25 protein-coding genes are annotated in these 26,190 nt (G+C 59.1%); 9 read left to right on the top strand and 16 right to left on the bottom strand.

Going from position 1 to position 26,190, the window contains the following annotated elements:
• Positions 1 to 265: 265 nt before the first annotated feature.
• Both PG5_RS02020 and PG5_RS02015 read left to right on the top strand, forming a co-directional pair.
• The gene (locus PG5_RS02020; protein WP_020795416.1) at positions 266 to 1,132 is read left to right on the top strand and encodes a carboxylate/amino acid/amine transporter; all 867 of its coding nucleotides are present in this window, start codon (positions 266 to 268) and stop codon (positions 1,130 to 1,132) included.
• A 179-nt stretch (positions 1,133 to 1,311) separates the two neighbouring features.
• Positions 1,312 to 2,955, top strand: a complete 1,644-nt coding sequence (locus tag PG5_RS02015) for an acetolactate synthase large subunit (protein ID WP_020795415.1) — start codon at positions 1,312 to 1,314, stop codon at positions 2,953 to 2,955.
• Between the two features lie 150 nt (positions 2,956 to 3,105).
• Here PG5_RS02015 and ycaC read toward each other — a convergent pair whose 3' ends face one another.
• Both ycaC and PG5_RS02005 read right to left on the bottom strand, forming a co-directional pair.
• Positions 3,106 to 3,738, bottom strand: a complete 633-nt coding sequence (gene ycaC, locus PG5_RS02010) for an isochorismate family cysteine hydrolase YcaC (RefSeq protein WP_020795414.1) — start codon at positions 3,736 to 3,738, stop codon at positions 3,106 to 3,108.
• A gap of 137 nt (positions 3,739 to 3,875) precedes the next feature.
• Positions 3,876 to 5,174: a mechanosensitive ion channel family protein gene (locus PG5_RS02005; protein WP_020795413.1), complete on the bottom strand. Its 1,299-nt coding sequence runs from the start codon at positions 5,172 to 5,174 to the stop codon at positions 3,876 to 3,878.
• A 192-nt stretch (positions 5,175 to 5,366) separates the two neighbouring features.
• On the opposite strand from PG5_RS02005, the gene PG5_RS02000 reads away from it, so the two are divergent.
• The gene (locus PG5_RS02000; RefSeq protein WP_033043023.1) at positions 5,367 to 6,707 is read left to right on the top strand and encodes a DEAD/DEAH box helicase; all 1,341 of its coding nucleotides are present in this window, start codon (positions 5,367 to 5,369) and stop codon (positions 6,705 to 6,707) included.
• 142 nt (positions 6,708 to 6,849) lie between these two features.
• Here the strand turns inward: PG5_RS02000 and PG5_RS01995 are convergent, their stop codons facing one another.
• Both PG5_RS01995 and PG5_RS01990 read right to left on the bottom strand, forming a co-directional pair.
• Positions 6,850 to 7,140 (bottom strand): hypothetical protein, encoded by a 291-nt coding sequence (locus tag PG5_RS01995; RefSeq protein WP_020795411.1) that lies wholly within the window; start codon positions 7,138 to 7,140, stop codon positions 6,850 to 6,852.
• A 69-nt stretch (positions 7,141 to 7,209) separates the two neighbouring features.
• On the bottom strand, positions 7,210 to 7,944 hold the full coding sequence (locus PG5_RS01990) for a thioredoxin family protein (protein ID WP_020795410.1): 735 nt from the start codon (positions 7,942 to 7,944) through the stop codon (positions 7,210 to 7,212).
• A 179-nt stretch (positions 7,945 to 8,123) separates the two neighbouring features.
• On the opposite strand from PG5_RS01990, the gene PG5_RS01985 reads away from it, so the two are divergent.
• Positions 8,124 to 8,513 (top strand): hypothetical protein, encoded by a 390-nt coding sequence (locus PG5_RS01985; protein ID WP_020795409.1) that lies wholly within the window; start codon positions 8,124 to 8,126, stop codon positions 8,511 to 8,513.
• Between the two features lie 59 nt (positions 8,514 to 8,572).
• On the opposite strand, the gene PG5_RS01980 is transcribed toward PG5_RS01985, so the two are convergent.
• From PG5_RS01980 to PG5_RS01970, 3 genes are all read right to left on the bottom strand, one after another.
• Positions 8,573 to 9,433, bottom strand: coding sequence for a DUF6279 family lipoprotein (locus PG5_RS01980; RefSeq protein WP_020795408.1), 861 nt, complete (start codon positions 9,431 to 9,433; stop codon positions 8,573 to 8,575).
• 76 nt (positions 9,434 to 9,509) lie between these two features.
• Positions 9,510 to 10,232 carry a TorF family putative porin gene (locus PG5_RS01975; RefSeq protein WP_020795407.1) on the bottom strand — a complete coding sequence of 241 codons (723 nt, stop codon included), beginning with the start codon at positions 10,230 to 10,232 and terminating at the stop codon, positions 9,510 to 9,512.
• 202 nt (positions 10,233 to 10,434) lie between these two features.
• The gene (locus PG5_RS01970) at positions 10,435 to 10,623 is read right to left on the bottom strand and encodes a hypothetical protein (protein ID WP_020795406.1); all 189 of its coding nucleotides are present in this window, start codon (positions 10,621 to 10,623) and stop codon (positions 10,435 to 10,437) included.
• A gap of 348 nt (positions 10,624 to 10,971) precedes the next feature.
• Between PG5_RS01970 and PG5_RS01965 the strand changes: the two genes are divergently transcribed.
• From PG5_RS01965 to PG5_RS34725, 3 genes are all read left to right on the top strand, one after another.
• A complete protein-coding gene (locus PG5_RS01965; RefSeq protein ID WP_020795405.1) occupies positions 10,972 to 11,808 on the top strand; it encodes a S1 RNA-binding domain-containing protein in 837 nt (278 codons plus the stop codon).
• 33 nt (positions 11,809 to 11,841) lie between these two features.
• Positions 11,842 to 12,774, top strand: a complete 933-nt coding sequence (locus tag PG5_RS01960) for a DMT family transporter (protein ID WP_020795404.1) — start codon at positions 11,842 to 11,844, stop codon at positions 12,772 to 12,774.
• Between the two features lie 185 nt (positions 12,775 to 12,959).
• Entirely contained in the window at positions 12,960 to 13,088 is a 129-nt protein-coding gene (locus PG5_RS34725) for a PA1414 family protein (RefSeq protein WP_007914492.1), read from the top strand.
• A gap of 84 nt (positions 13,089 to 13,172) precedes the next feature.
• On the opposite strand, the gene PG5_RS01955 is transcribed toward PG5_RS34725, so the two are convergent.
• The 6 genes from PG5_RS01955 to speB all read right to left on the bottom strand — a co-directional run bounded on the left by PG5_RS01955 (position 13,173) and on the right by speB (position 18,788).
• Positions 13,173 to 13,424 (bottom strand): phosphopantetheine-containing protein, encoded by a 252-nt coding sequence (locus PG5_RS01955; protein WP_020795402.1) that lies wholly within the window; start codon positions 13,422 to 13,424, stop codon positions 13,173 to 13,175.
• A gap of 59 nt (positions 13,425 to 13,483) precedes the next feature.
• Positions 13,484 to 14,209, bottom strand: a complete 726-nt coding sequence (locus tag PG5_RS01950; RefSeq protein ID WP_020795401.1) for an MBL fold metallo-hydrolase — start codon at positions 14,207 to 14,209, stop codon at positions 13,484 to 13,486.
• A gap of 86 nt (positions 14,210 to 14,295) precedes the next feature.
• Positions 14,296 to 15,675 (bottom strand): sodium:solute symporter, encoded by a 1,380-nt coding sequence (locus PG5_RS01945; RefSeq protein ID WP_020795400.1) that lies wholly within the window; start codon positions 15,673 to 15,675, stop codon positions 14,296 to 14,298.
• Positions 15,676 to 15,838: 163 nt separating this feature from the next.
• Complete coding sequence (locus tag PG5_RS01940; protein WP_020795399.1) at positions 15,839 to 17,350, bottom strand: cytosine permease; 1,512 nt, start codon at positions 17,348 to 17,350, stop codon at positions 15,839 to 15,841.
• Positions 17,351 to 17,405: 55 nt separating this feature from the next.
• On the bottom strand, positions 17,406 to 17,828 hold the full coding sequence (locus tag PG5_RS01935; RefSeq protein ID WP_020795398.1) for a nuclear transport factor 2 family protein: 423 nt from the start codon (positions 17,826 to 17,828) through the stop codon (positions 17,406 to 17,408).
• Between the two features lie 9 nt (positions 17,829 to 17,837).
• The gene (gene speB / locus PG5_RS01930; protein WP_008060136.1) at positions 17,838 to 18,788 is read right to left on the bottom strand and encodes an agmatinase; all 951 of its coding nucleotides are present in this window, start codon (positions 18,786 to 18,788) and stop codon (positions 17,838 to 17,840) included.
• 335 nt (positions 18,789 to 19,123) lie between these two features.
• On the opposite strand from speB, the gene PG5_RS01925 reads away from it, so the two are divergent.
• Both PG5_RS01925 and PG5_RS01920 read left to right on the top strand, forming a co-directional pair.
• Complete coding sequence (locus PG5_RS01925; protein ID WP_007984914.1) at positions 19,124 to 20,017, top strand: LysR family transcriptional regulator; 894 nt, start codon at positions 19,124 to 19,126, stop codon at positions 20,015 to 20,017.
• Positions 20,018 to 20,022: 5 nt separating this feature from the next.
• Positions 20,023 to 20,616, top strand: coding sequence for a tRNA-uridine aminocarboxypropyltransferase (locus tag PG5_RS01920; protein ID WP_020795396.1), 594 nt, complete (start codon positions 20,023 to 20,025; stop codon positions 20,614 to 20,616).
• A gap of 34 nt (positions 20,617 to 20,650) precedes the next feature.
• Here the strand turns inward: PG5_RS01920 and PG5_RS01915 are convergent, their stop codons facing one another.
• The 3 genes from PG5_RS01915 to PG5_RS01905 form a co-directional block, all read right to left on the bottom strand.
• Complete coding sequence (locus PG5_RS01915) at positions 20,651 to 22,015, bottom strand: HlyD family type I secretion periplasmic adaptor subunit (protein ID WP_020795395.1); 1,365 nt, start codon at positions 22,013 to 22,015, stop codon at positions 20,651 to 20,653.
• Between the two features lie 9 nt (positions 22,016 to 22,024).
• The gene (locus tag PG5_RS01910) at positions 22,025 to 24,184 is read right to left on the bottom strand and encodes a type I secretion system permease/ATPase (protein ID WP_020795394.1); all 2,160 of its coding nucleotides are present in this window, start codon (positions 24,182 to 24,184) and stop codon (positions 22,025 to 22,027) included.
• A gap of 134 nt (positions 24,185 to 24,318) precedes the next feature.
• Positions 24,319 to 25,677, bottom strand: coding sequence for a TolC family outer membrane protein (locus PG5_RS01905; RefSeq protein WP_020795393.1), 1,359 nt, complete (start codon positions 25,675 to 25,677; stop codon positions 24,319 to 24,321).
• Positions 25,678 to 26,190 lie beyond the last annotated feature (513 nt).

Here is a 26,190-nt window from a genome sequence, read left to right as displayed (position 1 = left end):
CCTGCGTTCGGCCATCGTGGTTTAACGGGGCGCCTGCGATCAAAAACAAAAGCGAGGCGGCCTTAAAGCCGACCTGACTGTTACGGGTGTACCTGGATCCCCTGTGGGAGCCTGCTCGCGATGACTGAGTGTCAGACGACATCGATGTTGCCTTTCGCACCGCTATCGCGAGCAGGCTCGCTCCCACAGGGTTTTTGTATCGTTTGACTGTTCGCGATCCCCGTCAAAAACCGCTATCTTCGCCGCCATTCGAAATGAGGCGAGCATGGGCTATCTACTTTTTGTCACGCTGATCCAGGCGTTTTCCTTCAGTTTGATCGGCGAGTACCTGGCCGGTCATGTCGACAGCTACTTTGCGGTGCTGATACGCGTGCTGTTGGCGGGGCTGGTGTTTATCCCGCTGACCCGCTGGCGTTCGGTGGAACCGGCCTTCATGCGCGGCATGTTGCTGATCGGCGCACTGCAATTCGGTGTGACGTACGTCTGCCTGTACCTGAGCTTTCGCGTGCTGACGGTGCCGGAAGTGCTACTGTTCACCATCCTCACGCCGCTGCACGTGACCCTGATCGAAGACGCATTGAACCGTCGCTTCAACCCCTGGGCCCTGATCGCGGCACTGGTGGCGGTGGCGGGGGCCGCGGTGATTCGCTTCGACCGGATCAACCCGGACTTCTTCATGGGTTTCCTGCTGCTGCAACTGGCCAACTTCACCTACGCCGCCGGGCAGGTGCTCTACAAACATCTGGTCGCACGTCACCCCAGCGACTTGCCACATTACCGGCGTTTTGGCTATTTCTACCTGGGGGCATTGGCGGTGGCATTGCCGGCGTTCCTGCTGTTCGGCAAACAGAACTTCCTGCCTGAAGCACCGCTGCAATGGGCGGTGCTGTTGTTCCTCGGCCTGGTCTCGACCGCGCTGGGGCTGTACTGGTGGAACAAGGGCGCATGCCTGGTGAATGGCGGGACGCTGGCGGTGATGAACAACCTGCATGTGCCGGTGGGGCTGCTGATCAACCTGCTTATCTGGAATCAGCATGAAGAATTGGGACGATTATTGCTCGGTGGTTCGGTGATCTTGATGGCGGTGTGGATCAGCCGGCTGGGTGTACGCCAACCAGCCATCGCGCACTGATCCGTCGGCTTGCGCAAACGGCCGTCTATCATTCTAGCGTGCGCCTTTAAATCGACCGATTGAGAAAATAGAACGTCGATGTTTTTTTATAAGGCACTGTATGTGGCGCGTCCAAGGAGTCGAGCGCACACAAACTCAACAATTACCGGATTTCCGCCGAGCGTAGGTGAGACAAGAAAATGGCCAAAGCTGCCGATGTGGTTGTGCAATGCCTGGAAAGTGAAGGCGTCGAGTATGTATTCGGCATTCCCGGCGAGGAAAACCTTGACCTGCTTGAATCCCTACGCAAGTCGACGATCAAGCTTGTGCTGACGCGTCACGAGCAATCCGCCGGCTTCATGGCCGCCACCTACGGCCGCCTCACGGGTAAGACTGGCGTCAGTCTTTCCACCCTCGGCCCTGGTGCAACGAATTTGGTGACTGCCAGCGCGTACGCCTACCTGGGCGGCATGCCCATGATGATGATTACGGGTCAGAAGCCGATCAAGAAGTCCAAGCAAGGCCGTTTTCAGATCATTGACGTCTGCGGCATGATGGCGCCGATCACCAAGTACACCCACCAGTTCGCCTCGGCAGACAATATCCCGGCGCGGATGCGTGAAGCGTTTCGTCTCGCTGAAGAGGAGAAGCCCGGAGCCGTCCACTTGGAACTGCCGGAAGATATCGCCGCCGAGCAAACCGATAGCATGCCGATGCCGCGGAGCCTGCATCGCCGTCCATTGGCCGAGCACAAGGCTGTCGAGGCCGCCGTCGAGAAGTTGCAGAACGCTCGCAGTCCAATCCTGGTGATTGGCGCAGGTGCCAACCGCAAGATGACTGCCAAGGTTTTGAAGCAACTGATCGACGATACCGGCATTCCCTTTATCACCACCCAGATGGGCAAGGGCGTGGTTGATGAGCGCCACCCGCGCTTTCTCGGCAATGCCGCGTTGTCGTCGGGAGACTTCGTGCACCGCGCCGTCGAGGCTGCCGACCTGATTGTCAACATCGGCCACGATGTGATCGAGAAGCCGCCATTCTTCATGGTGCGTGGCGGCACCGAAGTCATCCACATCAACTTCCGCTCTGCTGAAGTCGATGCCGTGTATTTCCCGCAGATTGAAGTCATTGGCGATATCGCCAACGCCGTCTGGCAGATCGGCGAAGCGCTGAACGATACCAGCCATTGGGATTTCACACGGCTGATGGCGATTCGTGATGCGAACGAAGCCCAGATCATCGAAGGGGCGGACGACAACAGGTTCCCGGTCTACCCACAGCGCCTGGTTGCCGACATTCGTCGCGTGTTGCCTTCTGAAGGTATCGTTGCCCTGGACAATGGCATCTACAAGATCTGGTTTGCCCGCAACTACAAGGCTCACAAGCCCAACACCGTGCTGCTGGACAACGCGCTGGCGACCATGGGGGCAGGGCTGCCTTCGGCCATGGCCGCGCATTTGGTGTACCCGGATCGTCCGGTGATCTCCGTGTGTGGGGACGGCGGCTTCATGATGAACAGCCAGGAGTTGGAGACAGCGGTTCGCCTGAACATGAATTTGACCGTGGTGATCCTGCGGGACGACGGCTACGGCATGATTCGCTGGAAGCAGGCGAACATGGGTTTTACCGATTTCGGCCTGGATTACGGTAACCCGGACTTCGTTAAGTACGCCGAGGCCTATGGCGCCAATGGCCACCGCGTGGAGAGCGCCGAGGGTTTCCTGCCGCTGCTGGAACACTGTGTCAAGACACCTGGTGTGCATGTGATCGACTGTCCTGTCGATTACAGCGAAAACGACCGCATCCTGAACATGGAGTTGCGCCAGCGTAGCGCGGCCATTTGATTTCGCAGCAAGATTTTTTGACGAGCTGGTATACCTGATCGCGAGCATAGGCGGGCGCAGGCTGAAGCATTGAAGTCCTGGCAGGTGCAAATACAAAAGGGCCCTTCAAGGGCCCTTTTGGCGTACGCGTCGTCTGAACTCAATGGCCAATCAAGCCTGGCGCGCTGCCATTGCCGAGTAGCTGTTCATCAGGTTGCGGTAGTTCGGGATGCGCTGGGACAGCAGGTTGCCCAGGCCTTCAATGTCGTTGCGCCAGTCACCCTGCAATTCGCAAGCGACCGAGAACCAGTTCATCATTTGCGCCCCGGCCTGGGTCATACGGTTCCAGGCTGCCTGTTGTACGGTGGTGTTGAAGGTGCCGGAAGAATCAGTGACTACGAACACTTCAAACCCTTCTGCGAGGGCAGACAACGTTGGGAAGGTCACGCAGACGTCAGTCACCACACCGGCGATGATCAGTTGCTTGCGACCGGTCGCCTTGATGGCCTTGACGAAGTCTTCGTTGTCCCAGGCGTTGATCTGGCCAGGTCGGGCTATGTAGGGCGCGTCCGGGAACATTTCCTTGAGTTCGGGTACCAGTGGGCCATTGGGGCCTTGTTCAAAGCTGGTGGTGAGGATGGTGGGTAGCTCGAAGAATTTTGCCACGTCGGCCAGTGCCAGTACGTTGTTCTTGAACTCGTTGGGCGAAAAGTCTTGAACCAGGGAAATCAGGCCAGTCTGGTGGTCAATCAACAAAACTACGGCGTCGTCTTTGTTCAGGCGGTTGTAGGTAGCGTTGCTCATGATGAAATCCTTTCGAGGTAGGTGAGTGGCGTCGTTCAACATGAGCACAGATTAGGGTTTGCGATGAGGCAGAAAAAGCCGGTGAAAAGCGTTTAACTGTCAACCTGGAAGAGACAATCTGGACAGGGTTTGCGTTGCTACATAACGTGTTTTTCGGCCTCCGGCATGTGGCTCGCGCCCAGCACCGCTGGCAACAGCCCGGCCCGCAAATCCCCGCCACTCGGCTGCTGATAAAGGCTCAAGCCAAACTCCGGCAACACCGCCAGCAGGTAATCGAAAATATCCCCCTGGATCCGCTCGTAATCGGCCCACGCCGTGGTGCGGGTGAAGCAGTAGATTTCCAGCGGAATACCTTGGGCCGTGGTCTGCATTTGTCGAACCATGCAGGTCATATTCGGCTGAATCTCTGGGTGACTCTTGAGATACGCCAGCGCATAAGCGCGAAATGTGCCGATATTGGTCATGCGCCGGCGGTTGGCCGACATCGCCGCGACATTGCCCTGGGCTTCGTTCCAGGCCTTGAGTTCGGCCTGTTTACGGCTGATGTAGTCGGTCAGCAGGTGTACCTGGGACAGCCTCAGTTCCTCGTCATCGCGGATGAACCGCACGCCACTGGCGTCGATGAACAGGCTGCGCTTGATCCGCCGGCCGCCGGACTGCTGCATGCCGCGCCAGTTCTTGAATGATTCGGACATCAGGCGCCAGGTCGGGATCGAAACGATGGTCTTGTCGAAATTCTGCACCTTGACCGTATGCAGCGTGATGTCGACGACATCGCCATCGGCACCGACCTGTGGCATCTCGATCCAGTCGCCGACCCGTAGCATGTCGTTGCTGGTCAGCTGCACGCTGGCGACGAACGACAGCAGGGTGTCCTTGTAGACCAACAGGATTACCGCCGACATGGCGCCCAGGCCCGACAGCAGCAACAGCGGCGAACGGTCGATCAATGTGGCGACGATGATGATCGCGCCAAACACGTACAACACCATTTTCGCCAGTTGCACATAGCCCTTGATCGAGCGGGTGCGGGCGTGTTCGGTGCGGGCGTAGATGTCCAGCAGGGCATTGAGCAGGGCCGTGATCGACAGCAGCAGGAACAGAATGGTGAACGCCAGTGCCACGTTGCCGAGGAAGACCATCGCGGTTTTGCTCAGCTCAGGGACCAGGTGCAGGCCGAACTGGATGACCAGCGACGGTGTGATCTGTGCCAAGCGTTGGAACACCTTGTTGTGACGCAAGTCGTTGATCCAGTGCAGCGCCGGCTGGCGGCCGAGGATTTTGCTGGCGTGCAGGATCAGGTAGCGCGCCACTCGTCCGAGGACCAGGGCAATGACCAGCAACACCACCAGTGCCAGGCTGGCATGCACGAGCGGGTGCTGGTCAAGGGCACCCCAGAGGTCTTGGGCATTGAGCCAGAGCTGTTTGATATCCATGGGCAAAAACGATTCTTTAATGGGACACGGGGGACGATTAGAGCACTTAAGACGTTTTGTATGACCGTCGGTGACAAATCGGGCAATAAAAAAACCACTGTTTACCGCCTTTTGTACAAAGAAACTCGGCCTACGCGCTCGAAACCGGTAACCTATGCAGCTGTTTTTTTGTATTTCTTCGAGGTAGCACCCGTGTTTTCCGAATTCGCCTTGCACGAACGCCTGCTCAAAGCCGTGGCCGAGCTTAAATTTGTCGAGCCAACGCCAGTGCAAGCAGCGGCTATTCCGCTGGCGCTCCAAGGGCGTGACCTGCGGGTGACAGCGCAAACCGGTAGCGGCAAGACCGCTGCATTTGTCTTGCCGATCCTCAACCGCTTGATCGGCCCGGCCAAGATCCGTGTCAGCATCAAGACCCTGATCCTGCTGCCAACCCGCGAGCTGGCCCAACAAACCTTGAAAGAGGTTGAACGCTTCGCGCAGTTCACCTTCATCAAGTCCGGCCTGATCACCGGCGGTGAAGACTTCAAGGTCCAGGCTGCCATGCTGCGCAAGGTGCCTGACATCCTGATCGGTACGCCGGGGCGGATGATTGAGCAACTGAACGCCGGTAACCTCGATTTGAAAGAAGTCGAAGTGCTGGTGCTCGACGAAGCCGACCGCATGCTCGACATGGGTTTCGCCGAAGACGTGCAGCGTCTGGTGGACGAGTGCACCAACCGCCAGCAGACCATGTTGTTCTCCGCCACCACCGGTGGTTCTGGCTTGCGCGAGATGGTCGCCAAGGTGTTGAACAACCCTGAGCACCTGCAGCTCAACGCGGTCAGCCAGCTGAACGAGACCACCCGTCAGCAAATCATCACCGCTGACCACAACCAGCACAAAGAACAGATCGTCAACTGGCTGCTGGCCAATGAGACCTACCAGAAGGCCATCGTCTTCACCAACACCCGGGCCATGGCCGACCGCATCTATGGCCGCCTGGTAGCCCAGGAATACAAGGCGTTCGTGCTGCACGGCGACAAGGACCAGAAGGATCGCAAACTGGCGATCGACCGTCTGAAGCAGGGTGGGGTGAAAATCCTCGTGGCTACCGACGTTGCCGCTCGCGGCCTGGACGTGGACGGCCTGGACCTGGTGATCAACTTCGACATGCCGCGCAGCGGCGACGAATACGTACACCGTATCGGTCGTACTGGCCGCGCCGGCAACGATGGCCTGGCCATCTCGCTGATCTGCCACGGCGACTGGAACCTGATGTCGAGCATCGAGCGCTACCTCAAGCAGAGCTTCGAGCGTCGCACCATCAAGGAAGTCAAAGGCGCTTACGGCGGACCGAAAAAGGTCAAGGCCTCCGGCAAGGCTGTCGGCGTGAAGAAGAAAAAGACCGACGCCAAGGGCGACAAGAAAAAAGTCGCCGCCAAGACTCCAACCAAGCGCAAGAGCGTCAACCGGCCCAAGAGCGACTCTCTGGTCAGCAAAGACGGAATGGCCCCGCTCAAGCGTCGCAAGCCAGAAGCGCCGGCCGCTGAATAAGCGCTTCGGCTAGCTCAATAAAACCCGGACAGTGTCCGGGTTTTTTACATCAAAAGATCGCAGCCTGCGGCAGCTCCTACACCAAATCACCGGTAGGAGCTGCCGCAGGCTGCGATCTTTTGATTTTTTGATCTATTGATCTTTAGCTTTCCGCTTTCTTCTCTGCGGTACCCAGTTCCTTTAGCCGCTGATCGATCAACTGGCACTTGTCCGGCAAATCCTTGGAAGCAGTGCCCAGATCCATCTTCTGCAACTCGTCGTTGATCTCCTTGGCCTTGGCCGGGTTCTGCTCGGTGAGCTTGGTGACTTCCTTGGCCAGCTGTTCGCGCTTGAGAGTGGCCTCCTCCGGGGTGCAGGCCCAGGCGGGCAGGGCGCAGGCGGGCAGGGCGCAGGCGAGGGTAGTGGCGAGGGTGAGTTTCAGCAGGATTTTCATCTGTCGGGCCTCGGTTCCGGTTAAGGCGGGTTAACCGGTTGAGGCTTGCAGCAGGGAAAAAGTTCACCCTCATCCCCCATGGCAGCAGCTCGTCGGTGCTTTATCCTCATACCGATCATGATGTCGCACCCAATCCATGATTTCATCTTCGTTGCGTCCCTTGGGCGTCAGGTCGAGGTAGTTGTAGGTCCCTACCAGCAGGTCCAGCCCTCGGGCATAAGTGGAGTAGGTGTGGAAAATCTCGCCGGTGTCGTTGCGATAAAACACACTGAGGCCGGGAAGCTCTTCTTCCGAACCGTCGGTTTTTTCGTAGTTGTAGGTGGCCCTTCCGGCGGCGACGTCTTCGGGGCGGGCCGTCACACCGAAGTCATAATTGAAATCACAGCCTTCGGACGACACCCAGTCGAATTTCCAGCCCATGCGCCGCCTGAACGCCTGGAACTGGGCGAACGGTGCGTGGGATACCGCCACCACAGAGACATCGTGGTGCGCCAGATGCTGGTTGGCCCCATCGATGTGGTCGGACAGGAAGGAGCAACCTGGACAGCCCTCGTCCCAGCCGTCGGCGAACATGAAATGGTAAATGATCAATTGGCTACGGCCACCGAACAGGTCGGCGAGTTTCAGTTCACCGTCAGGCCCCTGGAAGTGGTAGTCCTTGTCGATTTTCACCCAGGGCAAGGCGCGGCGCTCTGCGCTGAGCCTGTCCCGCTCCTTGGTGAAGGCTTTTTCATGGGCCAGGTGTTGTTTGCGCGCGGCGAGCCATTCTTCCCGCGACACAACGGGGTGGTTCTGAATATTCATTTGGCTTTCTCCTGCGTGATGCGGGGAGGCGACTTACACAGCCTAGTCGTTTGACGTACCGGTAAATCGACATACCGTCGGTCGGTAGCGGTATGGAAACTCGGGCTGAACGGCTGCCGTGCTCTTTTGTCACAACTATGAAGACCCTCTCACTCACGGCTACCGGAGGTTGATTCAGGATGATGACTTATAACTGGGATTTGATTGAGCGCTTACTGCATGAAGTGCAGAACGGTGACTCCAGCTTTACCCCGCGCCACTACGCCGAACAGTACGCCGCTCAGAAAGCCGCTGAAGGTGAGCAGCCTGAAAACCTGGACCACCTGAAGGCGGTGGCCGGCGAGTATGAAAAGTTACTGTTAATGCGCGGTTATATCGAGCCGCGGCCCGAAGAGCAGGGCGGTACTGGTTCGAACTACATTTTAACGATGCGTGGTTCGAGGCTGTTGAGCCTGATTGACAGCAGTATTCCGGGCGATGAGCATCCGCGTCAGGTGCTGGACGAGCAGGAGGACGCATTAAACGAATTGACGTTTGATGAAGTGGCTTCCAAAGCGCAGATTGCCTGATTGTATTTAATGCTCCTGTGGGAGCGAGCTGGCTCGCTCCCACGATGTATACGTGGCATTCAACCTGATCTGAGACACTTCAAATCACTGAAATCCTTCTTCACGCCCTCGATCTTCGTCAACAAACGCTCACGTTGTTGTGGCGTACTTTGCGCCATCAAATCCACAAACAGCGCCCGCGCTTGGGCTTCGGTGTTGGCGAAGGCCTGTCGATAGGCGGGTGTCCATAAGCTTTCGCGGTTGACCAGGAGCGTCTCGATTCGCTGTGGGAATTGTGGTGCCTGGCGCTGCGCCACGGCGGCACTGAACTGTTTCTGCCAGTGGACGCGGTTGGCAATCCACTCGGTGTTCTGGTCGCCCAAGGCATTCGACCAGGCCATGACTCGCTGTTGTTGCGAGGGGCCGAGTGGTCCGAGCCATTCATTCAGGCGCTTCACCATGCGCTCGCCACGCTGTTTTATCTGCTGGTCCAGCGGTGGTTTCACGTATCGCTCCTGGCGCTTGCGCTGGTCCTTGGCGAAGGCCTCGTTCATTTCCGCGACCTGATTGTCGTCCAGGCCTTGCAGCAATTCGATGGCTGACGGGGTGATTTCCCGGGCTGTTTCGGCAATCGCTTTTTCGGCTTCCGCCGTGCGCGCCTTCAGCGCGTCATCGGTGACCTGATTGGTCGCGATCATGGTCTGCAAGCGGTCCAGCCAGTCGAGATAACCCGGCATTTGTGTCGTGCAATGCCAGCTCAGGTGTTCCTTCAGGCGTTCATTGAGCCAGCTTTTCTGCTCGCCGTTCATGTCCAGGTAATCGCTGAGCGTCCAGGGAATGATCACGTCGAGGTTGCGATAAGCCAGGCCCATGCGGTTGCACGCGCCGAGGGCGAGGGTGAACATGAGCACAAAGGCAATGTGTTTGATCCAGCGTGACATGGGCGAATCCTTGCGAAGCCTGGTTTCTGGCGCTGATTCTCATCTGAACGCGCAATGAACCCGGCAGTTCAGCCCATCAGTAGAAGGTGTGTTCGGCCTTGAGGGTGAGGAGTGCGTCGCACTGGCTGTTTTGCCCGGTATAGGCTGAACAATAGCTGCCGCTGAGGCTGGAATCGCTATAGATTAAATCGAGGTCGATGCCCATGAACGGTCGGGACAGTTTTACCGACCAATCGGTGAAGCTGCCGACATACCCACCGTCCACGGCGACCGGCGTGTTCAACTGATGGGTGGTGTATTTCATGCTGACGCCGATGCCGAACGGCTGGTTGCCGCGCAGGTCGGCAAACAGCGTGCTGTTCTGCTTGTCTGGATCGTTGCTCAAGGCTGCGCCGAAGCGGCTGCCCAGCAGGGTCAGGCCACCGAAGATTTCCTGGCTGTCGAGGGTCGCAACTTCGGGGTAGCTGTAATGGATGATGCCCACTTCGTAGCCAAGGACCTGGTCGAAGGGTTGCTTGAAGCCCGCGTAAGAGTCGATTTCAAGGTTTTTTCCCGGGCTGATGCCCATGCTCGGCGACCATTGGCCGACGTAGAAACCGCTGTCATGGGTCAGGTCCAGGCCGCCATGGAACGAGCCGATGGCCGATGGCTTGACGAGGCCTTGGGCCATGCTGCGGCTGGGACTGCTCCCGAGCTTGAGGTCGAAATCCCCCAACTCGCGTTGAAAGATTTGCCCGTGCACCGCTTGGCTCGCCAGCAGGCCGCCGAGCAGCAAGGATAAAAAAGAAGGTGTGCGCATGCGTCACTCCATGAACCGCGGACAGGCTAAGGCCTGCTGAAACGCTTGATCTAGACGCGTGCAAGGATACCGACGAATAATGAGCCGCGTAGGCCGTTCGTCGATTTTTACAAGAAAGGAGGGTCAGGCGAGGATGTTGCCAGGTTCCAGTCCAAGCGCTTCGAAGCTCAAAGCGCTTAGGGACCAGGTGCAGCGCAGGCTATTACTTCTTGCCCAGGGTGATCTGCTTGGATGGGCCGAACGACTGGCCGCTGACACCTTTGGCAATTTGCTGGATTTCACCACCGGATTTGAGGAACGCAGCGATCTGGTTGTTGATCGATTCGCTGGTTTCGACGGCTGGAGCTGGCTTTGCTTTGCTGTTGGATGCTTTTACGCGCATGGCGGCCATTAACCTGTAGAAAATTAACTTGGCCAGGCATCGTACAGGATTAACTGCCTATTTGCTTGGCAAATATCCGCTGGGGCACATTGAGCGGGGGGCCATAATTGGCAAGTTGTATTTTGAAATATCGCCCTAAGCCGCTGTTTTAACTAAGAACCTGGTGAAAATAGAGCGTTTTCGCCTTGGGCGGGCGACAAGGACAATCGCCGCTCCGGTCTGACGAGCGGCGGCCAGAAAATGGCAAAACCGGGAAAAACTAAGGCTTTGCAGGGAATTTCTGGCGCCATCGGGCTGACTGGCGATCCTGGCCGCTAAAACCGGGTAGAATGCCGCCACGCAATGAGGGTATTGGACATGGCTTTAGTCGGGCGTTACAACAGTTTGCAAGTAGTTAAACACACTAACTTCGGTTTATATCTGGACGGTGGCGCGGATGGCGAAATCCTGTTGCCTAATCGTTATATTCCAAAAGATATTCCCAGTGAAGATGAAGACTGGCTAAACGTTTTTGTTTATCTGGACAGCGATGACAAACTCATCGCAACGACTGAAAAGCCGAAAGTTCAAGTCGGTGAATTTGCCAGTTTGAAAGTTGTGGAAGTCAACAGCATTGGCGTATTCCTGGATTGGGGGCTGCCCAAAGACCTGCTGCTGCCGTATTCGGAAGAAAAACGCCAGATGACGGCCGGGGAATACGCCGTGGTGCATGTCTACCTCGACAAGCATACCCGTCGCATTACGGCGACCGCGCGCCTGGATCGGTACCTGGACAAGACGCCCGCCAACTACACCCCAGGCCAGGAAGTTGACTTGCTGGTGGCCGAAGCCACCGACATGGGTTTCAAGGCCATCATTAACAACAAGCACTGGGGCCTGATTCACAAGAACGAAATCTTCAAGTTCATGCGCGCTGGCAAGGAAGAGAAGGGCTTCATCAAGGAAGTTCGTAGCGACGGCAAGATCAGCCTGAGCCTGCAGCCCGTAGGCGTCGAAGCGGCCAGTAGCCTGAACTCCAAGATCCTCGCCAAGTTACGCGAGAACAACGGCAGCCTGGCAGTCAGCGACAAAAGCGATCCGACCCTGATCAGCAGCATGTTCGGCGTCAGCAAGGGCAACTTCAAAAAGGCTATCGGCGCGTTGTACAAGAACGGCCAGATCGTGATTCATGCCGATCGTATCGAATTGAGCTGAGTCGCCCATGTGCTTTGATGTCGAGGTATCAGGGTGAGCGCCACCCGGCGCAGCGCCGATGGATTTGCCCTGCAAGTGATGGTGGGGTTGTGCCTGGTCTGGGGCATCCAGCAGGTGATGATCAAGTGGGCGGCGCCCGATATTGCGCCGGTCATGCAGGCAGCAGGGCGTTCGGGAATGTCCGCGCTGCTGGTGGGGTTGTTGATCTGCTGGAAGGGTGGCTGGGATCAGGTAGGCGCCACCTGGCGTGGCGGGCTGTTGGCCGGGGCCTTGTTTGGCCTGGAGTTCCTGTTCATTTCCGAAGGCCTGCAATTGACCACGGCGGCGCACATGTCGGTGTTCCTCTACACCGCGCCGATTTTTACGGCGTTGGGCGTGCACTGGTTGCTGCCGAGTGAGCGTCTGCGGCCTGTGCAATGGCTGGGCATTTTCCTGGCCTTCGTCGGGATCGGCATTGCGTTTGCTGCAGGGGTGTCCTGGGATAACCTCGATCGCCGCATGTTGCTGGGCGATGCGTTGGGGGTACTGGCGGGGGCTTGCTGGGGGGCGACCACTGTGGTGGTGCGCGCGTCGCGTCTGTCGGAGGCGCCGGTGACCCTGACTTTGTTTTACCAGTTGATCGTCGGTTTTGTCGGCCTGCTGCTGATTGCATTGCTCAGCGGCCAGATTACCCATGTCAGCTTGACCGGCGTCGCGCTGGCCAGTGTGCTGTTCCAGGGCATCGTGGTGTCGTTCTTCAGCTATCTGGTCTGGTTCTGGTTGCTGCGCCGTTATCTGGCGGCCAACCTCGCGGTTTTTTCATTCATGACGCCCTTGTTTGGCGTCACGTTCGGGGTTGTCCTGCTGGGGGAGGCGCTGAGCCTCAACTTCGTCATCGGTGCCGTGCTGGTGTTGCTGGGGATTACCTTCGTCAGCGCTGAACAGTGGGTACGTCGCCGGTTGCGCAGGGTCCTTGGGCAGGCTTGAACGGCTGGCATGCAGGCCGCCCGCGGTCTGTGATGCGCCAAGATGAAGTCAGGCCGTCGGATTGTGATCCATTCAGTAACAGATCGTTGTGATGTTCGACGAGCATTGCTCGACACTTCGGACTATTATCAGTGCGAAGCGGCTACAGAATTCCGGTCGCCCGGCACTACCCTGAAGGGGGCATCATGAAAGAGAAAATTCAAAACTGGCTGCACGACTTGGGTGTTGCACTCGGTTTGATCGAACCGCCTCTGCAACCTGTGCCTATTCGCACCGACGACGAACAGCGCCGACGCCAGCAGCGTCGCCGGTAATCGCGACGCCGTCTTTGCAGCAGCAGCCAAGGGCTGCTGCTCGCTGCTCCATGCGCAGTGATGCGTGCAGGAAGATCGGCCAGGTCAATGCCGACCGATCTCCATCAAGAACCGGCTCAAGTCGTTCGCCGTCCTGGCGGTCTTGAGCATCTGGTCTTCCTCGGCGGTGAAAGCCGTCAAGCCAAGTTCGTCTTCGAGATGGAAGATCAAGTCTTCGATATCCGCTTTATCCAATCCCAACTGCGCCAGGCTGGCGTTGTCGTCGAAGTCAACCTGGCCTTCCAGCAGGCGGCTGATGAATTGATGTACAGCGGCACGCACGGCAGCTTTCTTCATGGCAGGTCTTCTACGATTGTGTCCGTGCTGGTTGTTCCTGAGGTTGAGTACAGCAGGCTTCAGGCGTGTGAGCGCTGCCACTGGTCAATCATGTGCCGCAGATGGTCCCCGGAAAAACTGCCGAAGTGCCCGCCATGTACCGTACGGATCGGCAGGGCGCGCAAGCGCTGCAGGCTGCGTGCGTAATCATCGAGGTTGGAGTGGTAGGCGTCTTCGATCAACGGCCCATCGTAGATGATGTCGCCGCTGAACAGGGTCTCGGTGGCCGCTTCGTACAGGCTGATGCCGCCAGGGGAGTGGCCGGGGGTGTGCAGCACTTGCAAGACCCGATTACCCAGGTCCAGTACGTCGCCTTCGTCGATCGTGGCGGTGGCCGGTGCAGCCTTGACCCGGTACTCGGCGTAGCACAATGGGCAGTCGGGGTGCGCTTCGAACATGTCATCGCCGACAAAGGCTTTGCTCAAGTCATTTTCGCCGTCCGGCGCGGCGAGGATATCCGCTTCGGCCGGGTGCACCAGGCGCTCGGCGAATTCGTGATGCCCGGCAATGTGGTCGAAATGGCAGTGACTGGCCACTGCCACCAAGGGTCGCTCGGTAATCCACGGCAGTTGTTCGCGCAGGCTGACCAGCCCCGAGCCGCTGTCGAGTAGCAGGTCTTTGTCGCGGCCTTGTATGTGCCAGAGGTTGCAGCGATAGAAGGGGCGAATGTAAGGCTCGTGAATCAGGCGGATGCCATCACTGAGCTGTTTGACTTCGAACCAGTGATCGCGGCTGACGATCTTCATGGGCAGTTTCCTTCAGGCGAAAAAAAACGAGTGTGGCAACCGACGCCACACTCGTCGAAGAAAGCATCAAGTCGTTATGTTTCAGCTTAGGCGGCGCTTGCCTGCATCGCGGGGCGAGGGGACAACAGGCTGACCACCACGAAGCTCACCAGGCTGACACCGAGGCTGTAGTAGATCGGCGTGTTGGCATCCATTCCGTCCTTGAACATGAAGACCAGGGCGGTGATAAACCCCAGTGCCATGGCGGTGATTGCCCCTGCCGTGGTGGCGCGTTTCCAGAAAATTGCCCCCATTAGTGGGATCAGCATGCCGCCTACCAGCAGGTTATAGGCCAGGGTCAGGGCGCTGATGACGTCATTCACGACCAGGGCGATACCCAGCACTACAATTCCGGTCAACAGGGTGAACAGGCGGTTGATGGTGACGTTCGACTGTTTGCCACCACGCAGTTTCGGCAGCAGGTCTTCGGTCAGGGTGGTGGATGCGGCAAGCAGGCCGGCGCTGGCGGTGGACATCATGGCTGCCAGGGCAGCGGCGATCACCAGGCCACGGATGCCGTCCGGCAGCGAGACTTTGACGATAGCGGCAAAGGCGTTGTTGACATTATCCAGGTCCGGGATCAAAACGTGTGCGGCCATACCGATCAGTGCGCACACCAGGCCGTAGATGACGCAGTAGATACCGGCCGAAGTGCCGGCATACTTCGCTACTTTTTCGCTGCGAGCGGTGAACACCCGTTGCCAGATGTCCTGGCCGATCAGGATGCCGAAGAAGTAGATCATGAAATAAGTGATGATGGTGTCCCAGCCAATGCTGGTGAAGCTGAAGCTGGCGGCCGGCAGTTGCGCGACCAGTTGGTCCCAGCCACCGACACGGTACAGGCAGATCGGCAGCAGCAGGAACATCAAGCCGACGGTCTGGATGCCGAACTGTACGATGTCGGTCAGGGTCAGCGACCACATGCCGCCAATGGTCGAGTAGATCACGACGATGCCACCACCCAGCAGCACGGATATCCAGAATGGCAGGTCGAACAACACCTGCAGCACCGTGCCGATGGCCAGGATCGAAGTCACGCCGATCATCAGGGCATAGGCCAGCATGATGGTCGCGCTGGCGGTACGGGCCATTGGGTTATAGCGTTTCTCCAGCACTTGGGTGACGGTGAACACTTTGAGTTTCAGCAAAGGTTTGGCAAGGAACAGGTTCAGCGCGATGATCCCGCAACCCAGTGCAGCGCAGAGCCAGAAGCCAGAGATGCCATGTACGTAGCCCAAACGCACGGTGCCAACTGTGGACGCGCCGCCGAGGACGGTGGCGGCCATGGTGCCCATGTACAGGCTCGGGCCGAGGTTACGACCGGCAACCAGGTAGTCTTCGTGGGTCTTGGCCTTGCGCATGCCGTAATAGCCGAGTATCAGCATCGCGGCGGCGTAGATGAGTACGACGAATAAATCCAAAGCCATTGTGGCGTGTCTCCGATTGTCTTTTTTATGTGAAACAAAAGCGTTTCTGTGGGGCTGCTTTCTGTGGGAGCGAGCCTGCTCGCGAAAGCGGTCAGTCAGTCACATTAATGTTGGATGTGCCGTCGTCTTCGCGAGCAGGCTCGCTCCCACAGGTGGACCGATGTCAGGCGGGCTGACGAATTTCGGGTTTGAGCGTGGTGTTGATGCTCTTGCTGCGTGAATCATTGGGTCCGAACACCGCGCTCGATTCCGGGAACAGGCTCAGCAGCGCCAGGTACACCAGCGAGGCCAGGCCCAAGGTGACCGGCAGGCTGATGTCGATACCGCCAGCCATTTCGCCCAGTGGTCCGACGAATTGCCCCGGCAGGTTCACGAAGCACAGGCCGACAGCCGCGCTCGGGATCCAGGCACCCAGGCCACGCCAGTTCCAGCCGTGGGTGAACCAGTAGCGGCCACCTTTCTCGCCACGGGTAAACACTTGCAGGTCATCCGGGCAGTAGAAGCCGCGACGCACCAGCAGGCCGATGATCATGATCACCATCCAGGGGGTGGTGCAGGTGATGATCAGCACGGCGAAGGTCGAGACGCTCTGCACCAGGTTCGCCGCGAAGCGACCGATGAAGATGAAGGCAATCGACATCACACCGATCAGCAGCGTGGCCTTGACCCGCGACAGTACCCGGGGGAACACGCTGGACATGTCCAGGCCAGTGCCGTACAGCGAAGTCGTACCCGTGGACATGCCGCCGATCACCGCAATCAGGCAGACAGGCAGGAAGAACCAGCTCGGCGATACCGCCAGCAAGCCGCCGACATAGTTGTTGGCTGCGATGTAGTCCGGTGCCTTGATCGCTACGATGGTGGCGGTGGTCAGGCCGAACAGGAACGGGATGAAGGTCGCGATCTGCGAAATCACCACCGCTGCCATGATCCGGCGCTTGGAGGTCTCACGCGGAATGTAGCGCGACCAGTCGCCCAGGAACGCCCCGAAGGAGATCGGGTTGCTCATGGCCACCAGCGCGGCGCCGATAAACGCCGCCCAGAAACCCGGTTGTCCCATGTTCACGGTGCCGGCGTAGTTAACATCGAAGGGACCTGCGAACGCGAAAACGCCCAGCAGGAACAACAGGCTGGCGCTCCACACTGCGATCTTGTTGACCCATAGCAGGAAACGGAAACCATAGATGCACACGGTCAGCACCAGGATCGCGAACAGACCGTAGGCCAGGCCCAGGGTCAGGTCGGTTTCCGGCAGGCCGATCAGGCGCTTGGCGCCACCGATCAGCGCATCACCCGAACTCCATACCGACAGCGAGAAGAAGGCGATGGCGGTCAGCAGCGACAGGAACGAACCGACGATCCGCCCGTGCACACCGAAGTGCGCTCCGGAAGACACGGCGTTGTTGGTCCCGTTGATCGGGCCGAACAGGCCCATCGGCGCGAGGATCAGCGAACCCAGCAACACGCCCAGCACAATCGCCAGCACGCCCGCCTGAAAGGACAGGCCAAACAGCACCGGGAAGCTGCCAAGTACGGCGGTGGCAAAGGTGTTGGAACCCCCGAAGATCATCCGGAACAAGTCCGTCGGGCCTGCGGTGCGTTCGTTGTCGGGGATCTGTTCGACCCCGTGGGTTTCAATTTGCGTAAGGCTTTGGTCGTTGTTGTTGTTATTCATGATCTGCTCCGATCATAAAGGCGCGCTCATCGTGCGTGAGCGTCACCTGTGTTGGCTAAGGGGATGGCAGCCCTTCCGGCATCGCGGACAAATGTTCGTGGCAGGCCAGCCATAGGCCTTGTTGTTCTTGGCCAGACGCTTGTTTCCTGAAAACAATCGTCTCGCGCTCCTGGCTAAAGTGCTGCTCCCCTTGCATGCGCAGCTCGGTGGCCACGTCATGGATGAAAATCGCCGCGTCACCTTGCAGGCTGACGAAAGCGTTGCTCGAGGTGCATGAGAGCACCTCGAAGCCGTCCTCGGCGCGCCAGCTGTCCCACAATGCCTGGTAGGCATCGCGCGACAGCAGGGGCTGTTCGAGGGTGTAGAAGACGAAGCTGGCATCGGCGCTGAACGCGCCGAAGTAGGCTTCGCGATCGTTGCGGGCGAAGGCGGATACCAGATCGGCAGCCGCTTTCAATACCTGATCGCGTTCATTCATGACCGATACTCAGCGATGGACCACACCAGGCAGTACGCAGAGCATTTCGTACAGCAGGTTGGCGGCCAGCAGCGAGGTGTTGCCGGTGGTGTCGTAAGCGGGCGAGACTTCTACCAGATCGCAACCGACCAGGTCCAGGCCTTGGCAGCCACGAACGATCTCGATTGCCTGAATGGTCGTCAGGCCACCGATTTCCGGGGTGCCGGTGCCAGGTGCCCAGGCCGGGTCGATACCGTCGATGTCGAAGCTCAGGTACACCGGACCGCCGCCGACTTTCTCGCGCACTTCGGCCATCAGGGGGGCCAGGGATTTGTGCCAGCACTCTTCGGCCTGAACCACGCGGAAGCCCTGGTTGCGGCTCCAGTTGAAATCGTCAGCGGTGTAGCCCTGGGCGCGCAGACCGATCTGGACCACACGGTCCGGGTCGATCAGGCCTTCTTCGACGGCGCGACGGAACGTGGTTCCGTGGGCGATTTTCTCGCCGAACATGTGATCGTTCACATCGGCGTGGGCGTCGATGTGCACCAGGCCGACCTTGCCGTGCTTTTTATGGATGGCACGCAGGATCGGCAAGGTGATGGTGTGGTCGCCACCCAGCGTCAGGGGGATCACATCGTGTTCGAGGATATTGTCGTAGGATTCTTCGATGATCCGTACGGCATCCAGCAGGTTGAAGGTGTTGATCGCCACGTCGCCGATATCGGCAACCGACAGCGAATCGAAAGGCGCAGCGCCAGTGGCCATGTTGTACGGGCGAATCATCACCGATTCAGCGCGAATTTCGCGAGGCCCGAAGCGGGTGCCAGGGCGCAGGGAAGTACCGATGTCCAGCGGCACGCCGACAAAAGCGGCGTCCAGACCTGCAGCGGTCGGTACGTGGGGGAGTCGCATCATGGTGGCGATGCCGCCGAAGCGCGGCATTTCGTTGCCGCCCAGTGGTTGGTGAAGAATCTTGTCCACGGGTAAGGCCTCATCGTCGTTGTTTTATTTATTGGGTTTCGCCGTTCACGGAGGGCACGGGCGAACCTTGTGGCAGCGATTCTGCGAAATGTAGTGGCCGGGAAGAATCGCTACGGGCAAATACTTAGTTCAGATTTTTCTAAACTAATGGAAGTGGGAGAGATAGACTTCACAGGTTGAACGCCGCAACCCATGTGGGAGCGGGCTTGCTCGCGAAGGCGTCGTGTCAGTCGATATCAATGTTGCCTGATACACCGCCTTCGCGAGCAAGCCCGCTCCCACAGTTGATCTCCATCGCCATGAGCATCACGCGCTATTTTGTAATCGGAGCCCCCATGGCCAACGCTTTACCCGACCTGAAACTTTTGCGCATTTTCGTCAGCGTGGTCCGCCATCAGGGCTTCGCCAACGCCCAGCAAGAGCTCAACCTTTCGACGTCAGCCATCAGCACCTACATGAGCCAGCTCGAATCCGCCCTGGGGCTGGTGCTGTGTCATCGCGGCCGTGGCGGGTTCAGCCTGACCAGCAAGGGTGAGCTGTTTCATCAGGAAACCCTGCGTTTGCTAGGTGAGCTCGAAGGTTTCGAACAATACGCCGCCGCGCTCAAGGGCGAGTTGCGTGGCACGCTGAACCTGGGGGTGATCGACTCCACGGTCAGCGACAAAGCCTTGCCGTTCGCCGAAGCCATTGGCGCCTACAGCCAGGAGCACCCGGCGGTGCACTTGCACTTGTCGGTGATGAGCCCCTATGAACTGCAACTGGGTGTGCAGGACAACCGCCTCGACCTGGCCATCGGCGCGTTTTCCACGCGCATGAGCGGTCTGGTGTACATGCCGCTGTACCGCGAACAGCACTGGTTGTATTGCAGCACGCGGCACCCGTTGTTCAATGAACGGCGCATTCCCGAGCAAGTCATCACCCAGCAACGTATGGTCGGCCGAGGCTACTGGAGTCAGGCCGAGCTGGCCCGTCACGGCTTCAAGCACAGTGCCGCGACCGTGGAGAGTATGGAGGCGCAGCTGATTCTGGTGCTGTCCGGCGCCTACATCGGTTACTTGCCGGAACACTATGCCCAGGCGTGGGCCGACAAGGGTGACCTGCGTGTGTTGCTGCCGGCGACCTTCGGTTATCAGGCTCCGTTCTCGATGATCGTGCGCCGGGGGCGTAGTCGCGAGCCGTTGATCCAGACCTTTCGCGATTTGCTCAAAGCACAACTCAACCAGGCGTGAAGAAGATGCCGAGAATTCAATGCCCCCGCTGCCTGCGTCCTCAGAGCCATTGCCTGTGCCCGCTGATCCCCAGCCTCGACAGCCGCACCCGAGTGTTGCTGCTGCAACACCCGAGCGAAGTGAACCATGCGCTGAACACCGCGCGGTTGGCGGCGCTTGGGTTGAAGAACGCCGAGCTGATCGTCGGTGAGGTGTTCGAGGATCTGCCGAGGTTATTAAGTCAGACGGGCTATCAGGCGCGGTTGTTGTTTCCCGGCGAGGATGCGCATCCGATGCAGGCGTATACCGCATCCGATGAGCCGCTGTTGCTGGTGGTCCCGGACGGAACCTGGCGCAAGGCGCGCAAGATGTTGCACTTGAACCCGTTGCTGGCGGCGCTGCCCAGGGTAACCCTGGCCGAGGGTGGCGTGTCCCGCTATCGACTGCGCAAGGCGCCAGGGCCCGGGGCTTTGTCGACGGTGGAGGCGATAGTGCAGGCGCTGGAAACTCTAGAGGCGCCGACCTCGTTTGCGCCGTTGCTCAAGCCGTTTGAAGCACTGATCGAGGGGCAGATTGCGGCGATGGGGGAGGAGACTTTCCTACGCAATCACACTCACTGATTGTTCCCACGCAGAGCGTGGGAACGATCGTTAGCTAGCGCTCGCGCATCGCCTCGGTCCGTGCTTTCAGCACCGGTTTAAGCAGGTAGTCCAGCACCGTCTTTTCCCCGGTAATGATATCCACCGTCGCCACCATCCCCGGAATGATCAGCAATGGTTTCGCGTCCCCGCCAAGGTGGTTTTTATCGGTGCGCACCTGGATCAGGTAAAAGCTGTTGCCCTTGTCGTCGGTGATGGTGTCGGCACCGATCAATTCCAGCTTGGCACTCAGGCCACCGTAGATCGTGTAGTCGTAGGCACTGAACTTGACCATGGCTTTCTGGCCCGGATGCAGGAACGCCACGTCCTGTGGTCGAACCTTGGCCTCGATCAGCAGGTTGTCTTCCAGCGGTACGATTTCCACCATGTCACTGCCGGGCTGGACCACACCGCCGATGGTGTTGACCTTCAACAGCTTGATAATGCCCTTGACCGGCGAGGCCACGGTAGTGCGGGTCACGCGGTCGTCGATGGCAATGCTCGAGGCAGTGATTTTCGACAAGTCGGTGCGTTTCTCATTCAGCTCTTTCGCTGCATCCGAGCGAAACGACTGTTCGGACTCGTCGATCTTGCTGCGGATCTCGGCAATGGCCGATTCCGCCCGGGGAATGGCCAGGGTAGTGGCGTTCAGTGAGCCGCGGATTTCCACCGCGCTGCGCTTGAGCCGCAGGATCTCCACCGGCGACACGGCGCCGGTCTTGACCAGGGGCTCGGACATTGCCATCTCCTGGTTGACCAACGCCAGGCTGGAGCCGTACTGCCCGGCTTTGGAACGAAACTCCGCCAGTTCCTGGGTTTTTTGCCGCAGTTGTTCGGTCAACGTGCGTTGTTCGCTGGCCAGTCGGCGTTGGCGCTGTTCGTACAGCGAGCGTTCGTCTTCGGCGACTTGCGGCGCCTTGGCGATCACCTCTTCCGACAGCTTGAATGGCCGTCCTTCGGCTTCGGCCGACAGGCGTTCGACCTGAGCGGTCAGCGCGTAACGATCGACCTCGCTTTCGCCCTTGTTCGACAGGTAGCGCGTGTCATCCAGGCGTAGCAGGGTATCGCCCTTGTTCACCATTTGCCCTTCACGCACGAAGATCTCGGTGACGATGCCGCCCTCAAGGTTCTGGATCACCTGGACCTTGCTCGACGGAATCGCCTTGCCTTCGCCCATGGTGACTTCCTGCAGTACCGCGAACTTGGCCCAGGCCAAAGCGCTGATCAGCAACGCGGCGGCGAGCCACACGGTGATCCGCGACCAGCGTGGGGAGTCCTGTAGAGCGGCGCCAGCCGTTTCCGGCATGTACTCGGCTTCGGCACTTTTGCCGAAACTGTCAAAGTAGCCACGTGCTTTCGATGCATTCGATGAAGCAGGCATAGGCGACTCCTAGACGGCCGCAGAGCCGACACGGCCCTTGCGCAGTGCATCGATGACCGCTTCTTTCGGGCCGTCGGCGACGATCCTCCCGTTGTCCAGTACCACCAGGCGATCGACCAGACTGAGCATCGAGGTGCGATGGGTCACCAGCAGCAGGGTCTTGCCCTGGACCCAGGCGTGGAGTTTTTGCCGCAAGGCGTCTTCGCTGCTGTTGTCCATGGCACTGGTGGGCTCGTCGAGCAGTATGATCGGTGGGTCGAGCAATAAAGCGCGGGCCAGCAATACTGCTTGGCGTTGACCACCGGACAGCAGTTGCCCACGCTCGCCGACCGGGCGGTCGAAGCCTTGCGGGTGTTGCCGGGCGAGTTCGGTGACGCCGGTCAGTTCAGCCACTTCGAGCATGCGTGCGTCACTGATGTAGCGCGCGCCCAGGGTCAGGTTGTCACGCAGGCTGCCGGCCAGCAACGGCAGGTCATGGGCAACGTAACCGATCTGATGGCGCAGGTCGGCGACGTCCAGTTGGCGCAGGTCCAGGCCATCGAGCAGCAATTGGCCTTGCGCCGGTTCGTAGAACCCCATCACCAGGCGCGCCAGGGTGCTTTTGCCGGAGCCGCTGCGACCGATGATGCCAATCCGTTCGCCGGGTTTCACGCTGAAACTGACATTGGCCAGCGCCGGGGCGTTCTGGCCGTTGTAGTGGAAGGTCACGCCGACGACATCCAGGGCGCCTTGCAGTTGTGTGCGTTCCAGCGGCCGTTGTCTGGCATCGCGCTCCTGGGGCAGGGACATCAGCGCGTCGGTGCTTTTCATGGTCAGTTGCGCTTGCTGGTAGCGGGTGATCAGGCCGGCGATTTGCCCCAGCGGCGCCAGGACGCGACTGCCGAGCATGTAGGTCGCTACCAACGCACCGACGCTGAGGTTGCCGGCGATGATGCTGTAGACCCCGGCGACGATGGTGGCCATGCCGGAAAACTGTTGGATGAACAGCGTGCCATTGGTGGCCAGCGCCGAGAGATTGCGCGCGTGGCTGTCGAGGCGGGTGAGGGCGCCGTGGGTGCTTTCCCATTTGTGCTGGCGTTCGCTTTCGGCGCTGCAGGCCTTGAGGGTTTCCAGGCCGCCCAGGGTTTCGATCAGCAGGGCTTGGCGTTCGGCGCCCAGGGCCAGGCTTTTCTGCACGGTGTCACGCAAGCGCGCCTGAATGATCATGGCGAAAATGATCGTGATCGGAAACGCCAGCAGCGGAATCACCACCAGCCAGCCACCCAGCAGGCCGATCACCACCAGCATCAGCAGTGCGAAGGGCAGGTCGATCAGGCTGGTGAGGGTGACGGCGGTGAGGAACTCGCGCAGGCCCTGGAAATCGTGAATGCTCTGGGCGAAGCCACCAATGGTCGCAGGCTTGGCTTTCATCGCCATGCCGGTGATGCGTTCGAACAGGGTCGCCGAGAGAATCACGTCGGTTTTCTTGCCGGCAGTGTCCAGTAGATGCGCGCGCACCACCCGTAGCACCAGTTCGAAACCGGTGCCGATCAGCAGGCCGATGGACAACACCCACAGGGTCGAGGTGGCCTGGTTCGGCACCACGCGGTCGTAGGTCTGCATCACGAACAGCGGCACCATCAGCCCCAGCAGGTTGATCAGGAAGCTCGCCAGGATCGCGTCGCTGTACAACCATTTCGACAGCTTCAGGGTGTCGCGAAACCACGCCTCTACCCGTGGCACCAGCGGTGAACGAAGGTCTTCGAGTTCATGCCGTGGCCGGGCGAACAGCGCCTGGCCACTGTAATGCCCGGCAAGCTCTTGCGTCGTGGTCCATTGTTCGCCGCCATCGGCTTCGCTGGGCAAAACCAGGACCCGGCCATCCTCGCCAAAGCGGCGCAGCACGGTAGTACGACCGTTGTTGAGCAACAGCAACACTGGCAGGTTAAGTGCAGAGATGTCTTTGAGGTCGCGGCGCAACAGGCGCGCCTGCAATCCGGCCCGGGCCGCTGCGCGGGGCAGCAGGTCCAGGCTCAGGCGTTGGTGTGCCATAGGCAGCCCGGCACTCAGGCTGGCGCGACTGACCGTCGCGCCGTGGAGTTTGCAGAGGATCAACAGACCGTCAAGAAGCGGGTCATCGAAGCTCAGGCGTGGATCGACACCGGTGTTGGCGGTTTCCATGCTGGTCACATTGATCGCTCCGGTAATTGCATAGATACCTGCACATCAGCCCGTAGGAGCTGCCCCAAGCTGCGATCTTTTGACTTTGATTTTAAGAAAGAAAAGATCAAAAGATCGCAGCCTGCGGCAGCTCCTACAGGGGGTTATTTGAGTTCAGGCAGGCGAGCTTCGCTTTTCACTTCGGCCTGGGCGATTGCATCGGCCGGCAGCACCACGCGCTGTTTGCTCAGCAACTGACCCATGTTCGCCAGCACCCGGTACATCGAAAACTCCTCGGTGTAGCGTACTTCGGTGTAGCGGCGATTGGCGTTGTAAAGCTCGTTTTCGCTGTCCAGCAGGTCGAGCAGGGTCCGTTGGCCGAGGCCGAACTGATCCTGATACGCCACGCGTACGCGTCGGCTGGTTTCGGCATACTCGCGGGCGGTCGGGGTTTGCTTCTTGGCGTTGACCATCGCGTTCCAGGCCAGGTGGATGTTTTCGTTGAGCTGGCGCAGGGCGTTGTTGCGAATGTCCATCGCCTGATTGATCTTGTGGGCATCGGACTGCAGGCGCGCCTTGTCACTGCCGCCGCGGAACAGGTTGTAGTTCATCACCACCCCGCCCCGCCACTCGTTGTCATGGCCTTCTTCGCCCGCGATGTTGTTGTTCGCGCCCACCGCGGCTTCGGCGTCGAAGCGCGGGTAGAACGGCGACTTGGCGACTTCGTACTGGCTCTCGGCTGATTGCACGTCGGCCTGGGCGGATTTCAGGTAGGGGTTGTTCTCCACCATGCTTTGCTGGGCATCCGGCAGGGAGGCTGGCACCTCGCCGCGGATCGACGGCGGGGCTTCCAGTTCATCGGGTAGGCGCCCGACGACGGCGGCGAAGTTCGACTCGGCATCGGCCAAATCGACTTCGGCGGTGTCGAGGTTGTTTTCCGCCAGTGCCCGACGGGCAGTGGATTGGTCGGCGTCGGCGGTGCTGCCGATCCCCCGCTGGGTGCGCATGCCGATCTGGTCGTTGACTCGCAGGTGCGCTTGCAGGTTGTTCTTGGCCAGGGTCACCAGTTCACGGCGCTTGAGCACTTCGAGGTAAACCTCGGCGGTGCGCAGGGCCAGGTCCTGGGCGGTGCCTTGGGCGTAGTACGCCCGGGAGTTGACGACGCCCTTGGTCCGCTCGACTTCGTTGGCGGTGTTGAACCCATCGAAGAGCATTTGACGAAGGCGCAGTTCTGATTGGGTGTAATTGAGGATTTCGGTGTGGTGATTACCCAACGCGCGGGTGTTGGTGTTGTCGCTGTACCCGCGCCCGTACGCGGCATTGAGGTCCACCGATGGATAAAAGCCCCCCTTGGCGACCTTCACATCTTCATCAGCCGACAGACGGCTGTCCACCCGCGATGCAAGCTCCGGGTGGGTGGCGATAGTGCTCTGGATCGCTTCCGTCAGTGACATTGCATGCGCTTGGGTACCGCAGGCAATCGCCAGCAGAACCGCGCTGCAGAGGGGGTTTAAAAGACGCATGGTTCATCTCCCTGAATCCTAATGATGCTTTATGAGTCGCCAATTATTTGACGACATTTATAGGTAAAACCGTTTCATGCTTGTAACAAGAGAGCTAAGAACATTTTGAGGCGAACCTAAGAAGTTTTTCTCATAAGACTTATGCCAAAAAAAACTTATGTACTCTGCCAAATCCAGCACATTGTTCACTGCGAAAGCCCTTGATTTATGTGCCTTATGGCGATCATCAGGGCTTAAGGAAAGTTCAAGTCCAATTATCGAAAAAGGACGGAGAGGTGCTGGAGGGGAGGGATGCGGCGCAGACTGGGGTGACGGTTTTTTGTCGCCAATGTGATTCAGGACTGTTACGCAACGCTGGTGGATGACGTTGTAGAGGCGGCTAGCCCAATGCCATTGATTGCAAAGGGTTTATCGAGATCGCGGACAGCGCACACAATTCGCCAGGGAATCCAATTGAGCCCACAGGCATGTTCTCCGCATTCAGACAGGGTGCCGACAAAGCGTTGGCAGCGG

It is taken from the genome of Pseudomonas sp. G5(2012), assembly GCF_000408945.1.
Classification (GTDB): domain Bacteria; phylum Pseudomonadota; class Gammaproteobacteria; order Pseudomonadales; family Pseudomonadaceae; genus Aquipseudomonas; species Aquipseudomonas umsongensis.
This window is presented reverse-complemented; position numbering and strand designations above follow the sequence as displayed.